General features: G+C 65.5%; 15 protein-coding genes. 4 read left to right on the top strand and 11 right to left on the bottom strand.

What is annotated here, in order from left to right:
* The first annotated feature begins 59 nt into the window (after positions 1 to 59).
* Positions 60 to 815 (top strand): SDR family NAD(P)-dependent oxidoreductase, encoded by a 756-nt coding sequence (locus ADBZ9O_RS07220; RefSeq protein WP_526529755.1) that lies wholly within the window; start codon positions 60 to 62, stop codon positions 813 to 815.
* Here ADBZ9O_RS07220 and purQ read toward each other — a convergent pair.
* The 3 genes from purQ to ADBZ9O_RS07205 are packed head-to-tail and all read right to left on the bottom strand — an operon-like array spanning position 812 to position 2,438.
* Entirely contained in the window at positions 812 to 1,486 is a 675-nt protein-coding gene (purQ, locus tag ADBZ9O_RS07215) for a phosphoribosylformylglycinamidine synthase subunit PurQ (RefSeq protein WP_526529753.1), read from the bottom strand. The two genes, ADBZ9O_RS07220 and purQ, sit on opposite strands and share 4 nt — an antisense overlap.
* A complete protein-coding gene (gene purS, locus ADBZ9O_RS07210; RefSeq protein WP_526529751.1) occupies positions 1,483 to 1,731 on the bottom strand; it encodes a phosphoribosylformylglycinamidine synthase subunit PurS in 249 nt (82 codons plus the stop codon). The genes purQ and purS overlap by 4 nt, the downstream gene beginning before the upstream one ends.
* A gap of 53 nt (positions 1,732 to 1,784) precedes the next feature.
* Positions 1,785 to 2,438 carry an ATPase gene (locus ADBZ9O_RS07205; RefSeq protein ID WP_526529749.1) on the bottom strand — a complete coding sequence of 218 codons (654 nt, stop codon included), beginning with the start codon at positions 2,436 to 2,438 and terminating at the stop codon, positions 1,785 to 1,787.
* 72 nt (positions 2,439 to 2,510) lie between these two features.
* Between ADBZ9O_RS07205 and ADBZ9O_RS07200 the strand changes: the two genes are divergently transcribed.
* Together ADBZ9O_RS07200 and ADBZ9O_RS07195 are read left to right on the top strand one after the other, a co-directional pair.
* Positions 2,511 to 3,167: an MBL fold metallo-hydrolase gene (locus tag ADBZ9O_RS07200; RefSeq protein WP_526529747.1), complete on the top strand. Its 657-nt coding sequence runs from the start codon at positions 2,511 to 2,513 to the stop codon at positions 3,165 to 3,167.
* A gap of 62 nt (positions 3,168 to 3,229) precedes the next feature.
* The gene (locus tag ADBZ9O_RS07195) at positions 3,230 to 3,775 is read left to right on the top strand and encodes a hypothetical protein (RefSeq protein WP_526529745.1); all 546 of its coding nucleotides are present in this window, start codon (positions 3,230 to 3,232) and stop codon (positions 3,773 to 3,775) included.
* Here ADBZ9O_RS07195 and ADBZ9O_RS07190 read toward each other — a convergent pair.
* Positions 3,747 to 4,991, bottom strand: coding sequence for a glycosyltransferase (locus ADBZ9O_RS07190; RefSeq protein ID WP_526529743.1), 1,245 nt, complete (start codon positions 4,989 to 4,991; stop codon positions 3,747 to 3,749). The two genes, ADBZ9O_RS07195 and ADBZ9O_RS07190, sit on opposite strands and share 29 nt — an antisense overlap.
* A gap of 131 nt (positions 4,992 to 5,122) precedes the next feature.
* On the opposite strand from ADBZ9O_RS07190, the gene idi reads away from it, so the two are divergent.
* Entirely contained in the window at positions 5,123 to 5,698 is a 576-nt protein-coding gene (gene idi, locus ADBZ9O_RS07185; RefSeq protein ID WP_526532931.1) for an isopentenyl-diphosphate Delta-isomerase, read from the top strand.
* Here the strand turns inward: idi and ADBZ9O_RS07180 are convergent.
* Genes ADBZ9O_RS07180 through ADBZ9O_RS07150 form a run of 7 tightly spaced genes read right to left on the bottom strand, consistent with a single transcriptional unit; the run spans position 5,665 to position 12,354 of the window.
* The gene (locus ADBZ9O_RS07180) at positions 5,665 to 6,684 is read right to left on the bottom strand and encodes a DUF5914 domain-containing protein (RefSeq protein ID WP_526532929.1); all 1,020 of its coding nucleotides are present in this window, start codon (positions 6,682 to 6,684) and stop codon (positions 5,665 to 5,667) included. The two genes, idi and ADBZ9O_RS07180, sit on opposite strands and share 34 nt — an antisense overlap.
* Positions 6,684 to 8,213, bottom strand: a complete 1,530-nt coding sequence (locus tag ADBZ9O_RS07175) for an FAD-dependent oxidoreductase (protein ID WP_526529741.1) — start codon at positions 8,211 to 8,213, stop codon at positions 6,684 to 6,686. Before ADBZ9O_RS07175 ends, ADBZ9O_RS07180 begins: the two co-directional genes overlap by 1 nt.
* A complete protein-coding gene (locus tag ADBZ9O_RS07170) occupies positions 8,210 to 8,539 on the bottom strand; it encodes a lycopene cyclase domain-containing protein (RefSeq protein ID WP_526529739.1) in 330 nt (109 codons plus the stop codon). Before ADBZ9O_RS07170 ends, ADBZ9O_RS07175 begins: the two co-directional genes overlap by 4 nt.
* Complete coding sequence (locus tag ADBZ9O_RS07165; RefSeq protein ID WP_526532927.1) at positions 8,536 to 8,877, bottom strand: lycopene cyclase domain-containing protein; 342 nt, start codon at positions 8,875 to 8,877, stop codon at positions 8,536 to 8,538. Before ADBZ9O_RS07165 ends, ADBZ9O_RS07170 begins: the two co-directional genes overlap by 4 nt.
* Before the next feature lie 2 nt (positions 8,878 to 8,879).
* A complete protein-coding gene (locus tag ADBZ9O_RS07160; protein ID WP_526532925.1) occupies positions 8,880 to 9,827 on the bottom strand; it encodes a phytoene/squalene synthase family protein in 948 nt (315 codons plus the stop codon).
* On the bottom strand, positions 9,827 to 11,332 hold the full coding sequence (crtI, locus tag ADBZ9O_RS07155) for a phytoene desaturase family protein (protein WP_526529737.1): 1,506 nt from the start codon (positions 11,330 to 11,332) through the stop codon (positions 9,827 to 9,829). Before crtI ends, ADBZ9O_RS07160 begins: the two co-directional genes overlap by 1 nt.
* Positions 11,332 to 12,354, bottom strand: coding sequence for a polyprenyl synthetase family protein (locus ADBZ9O_RS07150; RefSeq protein ID WP_526532923.1), 1,023 nt, complete (start codon positions 12,352 to 12,354; stop codon positions 11,332 to 11,334). The genes crtI and ADBZ9O_RS07150 overlap by 1 nt, the downstream gene beginning before the upstream one ends.
* Between the last annotated feature and the right edge of the window lie 268 nt (positions 12,355 to 12,622).

Below are 12,622 nucleotides of genomic sequence, written 5' to 3'. Positions count from 1 at the left end.
TGGTTTTGGAAAGAACTCAGTTTTGGAATAAATGGTCCTAAACCGGGCTTGCAGACTCCATGACAAACTCTTTGAACGGCAAGACGGCACTGGTCACCGGTGCCACCGCAGGCATCGGTTACGCGATCGCCGTCCAGTTGGCTGCGCAAGGCGCAGAGGTGGTCGTACACGGTCGCAATGCCGAGCGCGGGGCGAAAGCCGTGCAGGATATCGAAAATGCCGGCGGCAAAGCGCGTTTCGTCGCTGCCGACGTCGCGAACGCCGATGACGTCCGCCGTCTGGCCGATGAAGCGGGCGCTGTGGACATCCTGGTCAACAACGCGGGCATCTACCGCTTCGCTTCCACCTTCGACACTGCCGACGCCGACTTCGACGACCAGATCAACACCAACCTGCGGGCGCCCTACATCCTGGTGCAGAAGCTGGTGCCGGGCATGATCGAGCGTGGCAGCGGGTCGGTGATCAACGTGACCACCGTCGTCGCGAGCACACCGGCCGCCGGGGCAGGGATCTACGGCGCCAGTAAGGCCGCCCTCGAACTGCTCACCAAGCTCTGGGCCGACGAATTCGGCGCCCTCGGGGTCAGAGTCAACGCGGTCGCCCCCGGCCCGACTCAGACGTTGGGAACCCAGGCGTTCGAGTCGGAGCTGATCGACGGGCTGGGCCGCACCACTGCGCTGGGGCGCACGGCCGAGGCTGACGAGATCGCCAACGCCGTGACGTTTGTGGCCTCCCCCGCTGCCAGCTACGTCAACGGCACCGTGCTGACCGTCGGCGGCGGCTTGAAAGCGATCGCGCCGATAGCTGCTGCCTAAGCCGCCAGGACGGCGTCCAACGCGGAGTAGAAGATCCCGAGCCCGTCATCGGAGGGGCCGGTGAGCGCCTCGGTGGCGTGCTCGGGATGCGGCATAAGGCCGACGACTCGTCCGTTCGGCGAGCTGATGCCGGCGATATCGCGCATGGAGCCGTTCAGGTTTTCTCGGTAGCGGAAGACCACACGGCCCTCACCTTCGAGTTCGTCGAGCACCTGCTCAGAGGCGACATAGCGGCCTTCGCCGGATTTCAAGGGCACCAGCAGATCGGCGCCCTGCTCGTAGCGGGTGGTCCACGCCGATGACGCTGACGACACCTCAAGCCAGACGTCCTTGCAGACGAAATGCAGACCGGCGTTGCGGGTCAGCGCACCTGGCAACAGCCCCGCCTCGCACAGCACCTGAAAGCCGTTGCAGATACCCAGTACCGGCATTCCCCGACCCGCCGCTTTTACGACCTCGCCCATCACCGGGGCGAACTTGGCGATCGCCCCGCAGCGTAGGTAGTCACCGTAGGAGAACCCGCCGGGCACGATCACCGCGTCGACCCCCTTGAGGTCGGCATCGCCATGCCACAGGTTGACCGCCTCGGCACCGGCCAGCCGGGCCGCGCGCGCGGCGTCGATGTCATCGAGGGTGCCAGGAAAAGTGATGACACCAACCCGTGCGGTCACTGCGCGCTGCCCGCTTCCCTGCTGACCGTGAATTCTTCGATCACGGTGTTGGCGAGCAGCGATTCGGCGATCTCGGTGAGTGCATCATCACTGACGCTGTCATCGACCTCAAGTTCAAAGCGCTTGCCCTGCCGAACTTCTGAAATACCGGCGTGTCCCAGCCGGACCAGGGCGCCGACGATGGCCTGTCCCTGCGGATCCAGAATCTCGGCCTTTGGCATCACGTGTACAACCACCCGGGCCACGCATGGCTCCTCGCTGCTCAGTGCTGAATTGCGGCTGAATTACCAGGTCAACTCTACCCACACGATGACAGGTAGGCCTCACACAACGGTGCCGACATGGCGTCGAAGACTTGCGCATCCGCCGTCGCGGGCCACACCACCTGCCGCGTCCCACCTGGACCTGGGGTCTCCCACAACACCAGCTCACTGATCGTGCTGCTTTGCGGATGCGAAAAAATGTACTGATGTGCGACGACACCGGGTCCGGTGAGCACCGCGGCCATCCGGTCGGCCGCATCGGTGGTGAACAACACACTGAACTGCGGCGCGGTCACCGGGCAGAGCCGCAACGCCAGGTTGGCCGCGCTGAACACCGATTGGGCCAATTCTCCGCCAGCGGAGGTATCGCCCCGCCAATGGATGATCTGAGCCTGTAGCTGCCACTGCCCGGCGGGCCGTACGACCACCGCTTTTGCCGCCACCGCGAACGCGCGCCGGTCGTTGGGTAACTGCGGAGAGCTGCAGATGTCCTCGAATCGGAACCGCGATGCGGGCGCCGGTGCCGCCACCTGCGCCAACAGCGGCCAGTGGTAATCGCCGTTCAGCGGGATCGACTCGGGTGCAGGCCAGGCAGTGGCGGGGATCTGATCGCAGACCGGCGGGCATGTCTGTGGCACCGCCGCGGCAGACGGCGCGAACACCAATCCGGCGGCGATCAACGACCCCACTTGAATCCCGCGTACGAACCCCCGAAAAGCGTCCCGAACCATCCGCCACCCCCTGAGCGCACAATCGTATGCATGGAGTTGACGCATTTCGGCCATTCATGCTTACTGGCGAGCTTCGCGGGGACCGCCTCGGACTCGCACACCACCATTCTCTTCGACCCCGGTAACTTCTCGCACGGCTTCGAAGGCATCACGGGATTGTCGGCGATCCTCATCACCCACCAACATCCTGACCATGCCGATCCGGCCCGATTACCTGCACTGGTCGCGGCCAATCCCGGTGCCAAGCTCTATGCCGACCCGCAGACCGCAGCCCAACTCGGCGGCGCATGGACGGCCGTGCAGGTCGGCGACAAAGTCAGCGTCGACGGTCTGACCATCCGCGGAGTGGGCGGCGTGCATGCCGTCATTCACCCGGAAATCCCTGTGATCGACAATATTTCGTATCTGATCGGCGACGAGACCCACCCGGCTCGGCTGATGCATCCAGGCGACGCGTTATTCGTCCCCGACGAACCGGTGCAGGTGCTGGCCACCCCGGCGGCGGCACCCTGGATGAAGATCTCCGAGGCCATCGACTATCTGCGCGCCGTCGCCCCGACCCATGCGGTACCCATCCATCAGGCTGTCGTCGCGCCCGAGGCCAGGGGTATCTATTACGGGCGGCTCTCGGAGATGACGGATACCGATTTCCGGGTGCTGCAGGAGGAGAGCTCGTTAGCGTTCTAGGTGCCAGCCGGGTCGTCTTCACCGGCCATATCGCCGGATTCGGGACCGGCGCAGGCGTGCGGATGGTCGTCGGATCATGGCTCACCTCGCCATTCGGGCGTTTCGCCGATGTGATGGTCGAAACCGCCGACGGCGAACGACTACTCCTGGCGCCCAGCGGTGAGATCGCCGACTTTGTCTCGGCCACTTACTCTTTCGACCATGTGTTGATCGGGCCGGTGGCCGCGACGCAGACGGCGACCACATTCGCTGTCACTGCACCCGATCTTGCGGTCACCTGCCGGATCGGTGGGCCGGCCGCCTTCGACTGGCTGCTGCGGTGGGTGCCCGCGCCGATGGCCACCGCACCGATATGGCTGCGCGCCATCAACCCCGTGGCCGCCCGGTTGATGCCGGGGGTACACACCGCGGGATCGGCGGGACAGGGCAGGCGCGAGTACTACGGGGTGCGACGGACCCACCGCATCATCGAGGTGACCGGCGAGTTCCGCGGCGCAGATGTTGCGGGTATCGCCGACCTGCACCCGCCGGTGCGGTTTGGATTCTCCTCTGCGCCAGCCACTCCCCAGTTGGTATCGGTCACCACGACGATCGACCTGCCGCGCTAGCAAGGTGGCGTTCCACCAGGTTTGCGCCATGGCGCATACCGCCGGCGGCGGCGAACCCGGCTGCCACCTGCGCCGCGCCCGCCGTCATGGTCACCGCCGCATTCACCTTGTGACGCAGGCGGTCAACGCTGAGGCGCCGCGCCGGTAACCTGGTGCCCGCTCCGGCGATCTCCACCCTGCGGGCCACTTCGAACTGATCACGACCAAAAGGCACGGCGCACACGGGTATTCCGCGGCTCAGCGCCTTCTGGGTGATCCCCATCCCGCCGTGGGTAACCACACACACCGCACGATCCAGGAGCGCCGCGTGCGGAACGAATCGGGTCAGCGTCGCGTGCGGGTGTGCCGGGGTATCGATGACTCCGGCGGGCTGCGTGGCGACGACGTGCACCGGAGTGTCCTGCAGGGCAGTCAGCGCGGTGCGGACCAATGCGGCATCGGCCTGGCGCACCGACGACGCCGTCACCAAGACGACGGGGCGGGTGATGTCATCGAGCCACTCGGGTCGAACCCCCGACGGCGGCTCGAAATCCGCTGGTCCGATGAGGTGAACCGAGTCACCCCACTGGGTGTGTACGTACTCGAATGGCTTGGCGGTAGCGACGAGGATCGCCGGAGCGCGGCGTAGCAGTTCATCGGCGGAGTGCACCGGTGGTAGTCGCAGCGCCGCGCGGACCGGGTTGATACCGGCCCGGAAGGGGCGGTCGAAAACAGTGGACGTCACCGACCGGATGCCGGCGTCGCGCACGGTGCCGGACCAACCGGTGCGCGGCGCGGCTCCCGGGCCGAACGGCGGCGATCCCGGGCTTTCGAGGTAGGGCACGAACGGGCTGAAGACCAGCCAGGGGATGGGCAGGGTCTCGGCCGCCGAGATGGCCCCCCAGCAGTTCGCATCGACAAGCAGCACATCTGGCTTGACGTCGCGGACAGCCTCGGAGACGTCGGCCACCTCGATGCCGGCCCGTCCGATCAGGACGTCGAGAGTCTTGCCCACCACCCGCAACGCACTCCCTGTCGTCCAGTCGCGGCTCTGCAGTGACTCGATGCGGGGGTCGACAGCCGCTGCATCGAAACCGAGCCGACGGCACAAATCCACCCCGGCAGCGAGCGTGCGAACGTGCACCTGATGTCCCCGTGAGCTGAGCTCGTTCAACAAGGCACAAAAGGGAAAGAGATGCCCGACAGCCGGTGAGGTGTAGGCCAGGATTACTGCCATCGCAGACCTGGACTGACCTGAGCGGACATACCAATCCGTAGCTGCGCCGGCAACGAATGTCTGCCTAGCAATGGAGGACTCCTCGATTCCAGATGGGAGGCGCGGTGATGGAGATGGGCGCAGTGGTGGACATGAGTTCAGTGGGCAGTGACGAGTTGGTAGTTCTTCTCGACGATGCAGGCAGGCCTATCGGCTCTGCCCCGAAGTCGACGGTGCATCACCAATCGACACCGCTGCACCTGGCCTTTTCCTGTTACCTCTTCGACGAGAACGGCCGGGTGCTGGTGACCAGACGGGCACTGGAAAAGCGTACGTTCCCCGGCATCTGGACCAACTCGTTCTGCGGGCACCCGGCGCCAGAGGAAGCACTCGCCGACGCCGTGGTGCGCCGGGCGCGCCAGGAGCTTGGCCTGGAGATCGCGCAACTGCGCTGCGTCCTGCCCAAATTCCGTTACCACGCGGTCGCATCCGACGGGGTGCTGGAGAACGAGGTCTGTCCGGTGTTCTGCGCCCGCGCCATCGGGACGCTCGACGCCGACCCCGCCGAGATCATGGATTCGGCGTGGGTTCCGTGGGATCAGCTGTGCGCGGTGGCGCAGTTCGGCTGGTCGATCAGTCCGTGGGCGGTCGAACAGGTACCGCAACTCGACGCTGCGGCGGCGGGCGCGCAACACTACGTCCTCAGCTCGAAAAGCCGTTCTGCATAGGCCAAGTCGTCACGCCACAGGCGTTTCGCTGAGCGCCTCATCAGCGGTCTGAGCGCCGGGGCCGCGCTCTTTGCCTTGCCGAAGTGCCGCCGGTCGGAGTGTGCGATGACCGCCTCAACGACAGCGGTCCTCGGCAACCCATCACGCCCTAGGCCCAGCGGGGTGCAATGTGTTTCGACGACGCTGCCCTGGCCCTCGCCGTCGATGATGCGCATGACGACGGTCCTCGGTCCAGGCGTGGTGAACTCGGCGATCACCGGCACGCCGAGTCGGCCGATCCGGAAGGTCACCGCGACAAGGAAGCGGTCCAACTCGTCGGGCAACTCGTCATCTGCTGGAGGTGCGCTGATCACCTCAAGTCGAGTGAAGGAGTACGGGTGAAACCAGGCACCGTGCCATGGGTCAAGCCTGTTGGCCATGATGTCGCGGGGCTCGCATACCCCTTCGAGCCGCGCCACCGCGGCGATCGCGGGATCGTCGGGTCGAGGCATCGGGATCGGCGCATCGGTCGGCTTCTGATCCGCGGGACCGCCCAGGCCCTTGGGGTCATCGAGCCGTACCCAGCACAGCACGCCATCGTCGTGCGCCGGGAACGGTTTCCACGCGCCGTGTCGCCGCTCCGATAGGCGCAATCCATGCCACGGGCACACCAGCGTTCCGCAGTCTGTCCGCGCGGTGGCCAGATCAGCGCCCAGATGCGGGCAGGCCCGGGGGGCGACCAATAGTCCACCGTCGGCACCGCGCCACGCGACTAACGACACACCGGCCACTCGGGTGCCCCACGGCTTGGTACCCACCTGCGAGCTGGCCGCGAAGGCATACCAGTTGCCCCCCGGCCGGCGCTGTGCCCGGGTCAGCGCCGATCGGATCACTGCCGGACTGGCCTCGGCGTACGTCGGCACCTGTGTTGACCATTGCGTCGTTGGCAGCAGTTGAAAAGGCCACGCCTTGACGAGTTTTCCGCGCAATGCCTGTGCCGTCGCGATCACCGGTCACCCCGAGATTGGGCCGCGAACCGGCGCAGCAACGGCGAGCGGCCGCGATTGGGCACGGTGTGCAGTTCATGTCCAGCCAGGCCGAAACCGTGCAGGAGGTGGTTGCCGGCCATCCACCCGGTCGTTGCGGCGCGTTCCATCAGTGCCACCGGCAGATCGATGCGAATTCCGTCTCCCGCCAGCATCACTCGCGGATCGGGTGTCTGCACGGTCGGTCGCTGGGCGAAGTCCCCAGGGGCAAAGCGCGGGCAGTCCTCCCGTCGGATCTGGCGTTCGTCGACGATCACCGCTCCGACGGTCTCCGGGTACAGCTCGTGCATGCGCGCCACCAGGGCATCTCGAACGGAGGCATCGGCGTCGGTCACCGAATAGGCGTGCAGCTCAACGACTGACCCACCCGTGCGGGCCGCCCAGATGGCCGCCTCGCGTTCGTATCGTTCCAGGACACTGATGTTGTCCAGGGGCGGTCGTCCACCGGTTCCCACGAATGCCGCCCGGTCATCGCGTACCGGCCGGTCCAACCACAAGCGCAACACGACAAACGGTTGCGCATTACCCATACCGGCGACGCGCGCTCGCCACTGTTCATCACCGAGTTCGGGTGACTCGGCGACTATCTGCCGCAAGCCTGCCGCGTCGGTGGCCAGCACCACCGCATCGGCGGTGATCGCCTGCCCCGACCCGTAGCGGACGTTGACGCCAGAATCCAGCGACAGGCCGGCCACGGAGACTCCGGTGTGGAACCTGACACCGTTTCCTTCCAGGTACCTGCGCAACGGGTTCCACAGGGCGACATCAAAATTCGCATTGGCGACATCGAAGGTCAAACCTTCGCTGGAGCCGAGGAAGTAGATGTGAAACATCGTGGCGAGTTCGCCTGCGGACAGGTACTCAGGGCGCGCGAAGAAGCTGCGGGCGAACACCTCGAAGGCCAGGTGGCGTGCCGAGTCCGGGAACCTGATGTCGCGCAGAAAAGTGTCGGCGTCTAAGGCGTCGAGGTCGTAGTAGGTCTGCGGGACAGATACCTCTGCCAGTGGCGCAGCGGCCTTGGCATCGAGTCGGATCAGATCGCGGAGCCGAAATGTCGGGCTACGCAACGCGAATGCCAGTGCGTTCAGCGGCGGCGTTCGTGGCAGCCCACGGAATGTGTCGCGATGTCCCGCTGCGTCGATCAGTGGATAGTCATCGACTGCGGTGAGCGCTGACAGATGCGGGTCGGCCCGGCGCAACAGTGCCCGCAGGTTGTAGTACTGACGGAAGAAGGCGTGGAAGCCGCGATTCATACCCGTCACCGAGCCGTCGGCCAGCATCTCAGACCATCCGCCGACCCGGCCGCCAACGTAGTCGGTGGCTTCTACGATATCGACGCCGACTCCGCGTTCACTGAGTGCGACGGCGGCGGCAAGACCGGCGATGCCCGCGCCGACAACCACCACCCGCGGGGTTTTCTCTTGCCCCCCAACGCCTGTGCGACCTGGTTGGGCGGGCAGTGTCTCTCGGTGCCGGTCCGGTGTACTCATAGGCGCTCCATCGCGTCGGGTCGGGTTCGACTGCGCTCCCACAGCAACAGCACTGCCGTTACCAGGGCGAAGCCGAAAAGGTAATCCTCGATCGGAATGTCAAAGGGAAAGCGGATACCGCTGGTGTGCCGCTCGTCGTAGATGACGATCGGCGCACTGAGTTTGGTCAACCAACCATCGACAAGTATCTGAAAGCCAACGACGATCACCATGGAAATCCAGTACGCCGTTCGACGAAACAATCCCGTGCGCAGGACCGCGATTTCCCACAGGCAGACAACCACCACCGCGATGACCGCGGGCAAGGTGTACCCGAGACCGCTCACCGGTGTTCCGCCTTACGGCTGAACCGGCGCTGCAGTTCAGCGAGCAGGGTATCGACCGCCGAATAGGTGAGTAATCCGCATATCGGGATCACCACAAAGAACAGTATTTCCTCCAGCGGTAGGTCACCGATTGCCAATCCGAGTATGTAGCGCGGGTTGTACCACCACACGTGGGCGGCAATGGCGATGACATCCCAGAGCAGGAACACCGCCGCAACCGGCAATACTGCGGCGACGGCGCGGCGCGGTTGGCGGTAAACGCCGGCGCCGAAGATCTCGAGCGGGGCCGTGATCAGTAGGCAGGAGGCCAGCACGATGAGGTATTGCCAGCGGTCCACGCTCACCTGCTCTCATAGCGCAGCCGTGCGGCCCACGCCCGGACGATACCGGTAGCGGCGACAGCGAGTCGCCGGGGTTTACCGACGACAGCGCGTCGACCGAAGATCTGGAAATCGCTCCGCTCGATTTGATCCAGAATCTGCGCATACAGCGACAATGCCGCCGCCACACACGGCCGCGACGCCGGGGCCAGTAAGTCGACCCCGTGCTCCGCCTGGCTGTAAACGCCGCGGGCGATCGAGTGTTGCTCGGCAAGGGCCCGTCGCACCCGGGGGTCGGTCCGCTGCTCAGTGTGGCACCACTGCAACAATTCCCGGTCGACGCCGTGCGCGGCCAGCTCATCGGCAGGCAGATAGACCCGCCCGCGAGTGAGGTCCTCATCGACATCTCGGATGAAGTTCGTCAGCTGAAATGCCTTACCCAACGCGGCGGCGTAGGGAGCGGCGTCCTCCCGCGGCCCAACGGTTCCCAGAATCGGCAGCATCTGCAGGCCGATTACTTCCGCCGAGCCATACATGTACCGCTCGAGCGCGGCGCGATCGGCGTAATCGGTGACCGTCAGATCCATCCGCATCGAGGTCAGGAAATCGTCGAATAGGTTCCAGCCGATGTCATACCTGCGTGCGGTGTCCGCGACCGCTGTCAACGTGGGATCCTTGTCGCACCTGTGGTTTTCGACCAGCAGGTTGAACAGGTGGGTGGACAGCTGCTGCAATTGTCGGGACCGCCACTGCGTGTCATGGACGGTATCGAAATCGTCGAGGATATCGTCTGCACGACGGGCGAACCCGTATAACGCATGCACGGCCGGTCGTTGCCGTGGCGCCAGGAGACGGGTGGCCAGGAAAAAGGTCTTCCCGTCGCGGGCGTTGATCTGGCGACATTGCCGATAGGCCTCACGCAGGGATGGTTCTTGGACGCCGGCAGCGTCAAGCTCAGACCGGATCATCATCGATGCACCTCCGAAATCGGTTGTCGAGTCGGCACTCCGGTGATCCGGTCGGCGGCCAGCCGGCCGGACATGACGGCGGTCGGCACACCCACACCCGGCACGGTCGACGAACCGGCCAACACCACGTTGTCGACGCCGCGTACGGTGTTGGCCGGCCGGAACGGCCCGGTCTGACCGAAGGTGTGGGCCAGGGCGAACGGGGTGCCTGCCGCCATCCCTTGACGACCCCAATCGGCGGGGGTGACCACCTGCAAGACGTCGACGTCATCGCCGAGTTGAGGCAACCGATCCCTGACCGCACCCAGCATGTGCTCGACGTAACCAGATGAGGTGGCATCCCAATCGATTTTGCCCACTTCGGTATTCGGGGCAGGCGCCAGGACATAGAGCAGATCCCGGCCCGGCGGTGCCAACGTCGGGTCGCTCGCTGTCGGCCTGGTCACCAGCAGCGACGGATCGCCCATCACCCGGCCGTCGGAGATGATGTCGCGGAAGGTCTGCTTCCAGGCGTCGCCGAACAGGATGGTGTGGTGCCCGATTTCGTCACCGAGGGCCCGGCAACCGACGTGAGCCACCACGGCCGACGGGGCCGGCCGCAACTTCAGCAGGCGGCGCGGCGTGCGTTTGAGCAGCCGATAGGTGTCAGGGAGTTCGGTGGTCAGGACGACGGCGTCCGCACTGATCCGATCTCCCGCCTCGACACGCACACCGGTGACCCGGGAACCACTGAACTCCAGCTCGGATACCTTTGCCCCATAGATGAATTCGACCCCGGCATCGGAGGCGGCCGCAGCCATCGCATCGGGCAGCGCCCGCATTCCGCCGCGGGGGAAGTACACCCCGGCGACGGTATCCATATAGGCGATGACGGCGTATACCGCCAACGCGCTCTGCGGCGGCACGCCCGCATACAGCGCCTGGAAGGTGAACACCCGCAGTAGCCGCTCATCCTTGATAAACCGGCGAATCACGTTCTCCCAGCGCCGAAATCCGCCCAATGCAATCAGTTGGGCCAGTTGCGGAGTCACCAGCGACAGCGGCGAGTCGAAGTTCGCCCCGATGAACCCGTTGAACTCCGTGTCATAGAGCTTGGTCAGCCACGAGCGCAATTGCAGATACGCATCCGCCTGCTGACGTCCGGCGAACCGTTCGATCTCCTCGACCATCGCGGTCGGTTCGGTATGGACCTGCAGGGCGGAGCCATCGGCGAACGCCGCTCGGTAAGCGGGATGCACCGGTAGAAGTTCGACCCGATCAGCCAACGACTCACCGACCGCCGCGAACGCGTCATCGATGATGTCGGGCATGGTCAACACCGTGGGCCCGGTGTCGAGGCGGTAGCCGGCGATATCGGCCCGCCCCACCCGGCCGCCGGGGTGCTCTCCCCGTTCGACCACCGTGACCTTGCGACCGCGACCGGCCAGCTGGAGCGCCGCTGACAAACCGGACAAGCCGGCGCCGACGACAACGACGTGGTCGGTTTTACCTTGGACTGTGCGCATCAGGCGGCTCTCTGGGTGCATACGACGGCCATGTCTTCCAGTGCCGCGCGGGTCTTTTCGGGAATGGGTGCCGAGTCAAGGCAACCTATGGCCCGACTCAGTCGTTCATCGATGATCTGTTCAATCCATTGCACGGCGCCGCTGGCGATGATCAATGCTCGCCACCGGTCGGCATCGGCGGGCCCCAGCCCCCTGGTGCTCATCAGCTCCTCCAGTTGACGCCGCAGGCCGGCGTCGGCCAGGTGATGGGCGGCGACGACGACGCTGGTCGCTTTCTGTGCCGCCAGATCGGTGTCGGCGGACTTGCCGGTCACCGTTGGCGAACCAGCTATCCCGAGAAGGTCATCACGTAGCTGAAACGCTTCACCGATGGCGGCGCCGTACCCGCCGAGCGCGCTGATCACCTCGGGCGAGCAGCCGGCCATCGCCGCGCCGATCTCCAGCGGCCGTCGCACGGTGTAGTTGCCCGATTTACGCCGCAACACGTCGAGCACCTGCTCGAACGTCGGAAAGGCGTTGGAGTCGTTGACCAGATCGGCGAACTGACCGATGGCCAACTCGATCCGCATATCGTCGTAACGAGGCCAGCCGCGGGCGAGCGCTGCGGCGTCAAGGCCACTCTCGCGCAGCATCTTCGCGGCCCACACCAGGCACAGGTCGCCGAGCAGAACAGCCGCGGAATCGCCGAAGCGGTGTGGCGAACCGGTCAGACCGCGCTCCTGGTGCCACCGGCCGAACGACACATGCGCGGACGGGCGCCCGCGCCGTAGTGCCGACTCGTCCATCACGTCGTCTTGCATGAGGGCGAAAACGTGGAAAAGCTCGAGGCTGGCCGACGCACGTAACGCCGCGTCATCCTCCTGCGCACCCGATAGCCAGCCCAGATACATGAAGGTCGACCGCACATACTTGCCGCCGTCGACGAAGCTGGACAGCACCTCACCCGCGGCGTCCACCTTGGCGCTCCGAAGGTCGGCGTCGCATTGACGGGAAACGAATTCGATGAGATGCGCCCGCGCCATCACGCGAATGTCCTCACGCCAACCGGTAGTGCTTGCGCCACCGGTGTGGGTCCGGTGGGTCCGCGAGCGGTGGTTGGACGAAACATGGGCCCGCGCGCCGTGGTCACCCCCGTTGGTCTGCCCCCGTTGCCAGGCGAACCCGGTCGGCACCGCGTAATCGTCACTTCGGCTGTCCCGCAATTCAGCGCTCCTCGATCACCATCACCATGTCCGGCCAGTCCTTGCGCACCCCGGGTATCCGCTCACGCGGCACCTAAGCGTGCACACG

This window comes from Mycobacterium sp., from assembly GCF_965229105.1.
Lineage (GTDB): Bacteria > Actinomycetota > Actinomycetes > Mycobacteriales > Mycobacteriaceae > Mycobacterium.
The sequence above is the reverse complement of the archived record's forward strand: the minus strand, read 5'-3'. Positions and strand labels throughout refer to the sequence as shown.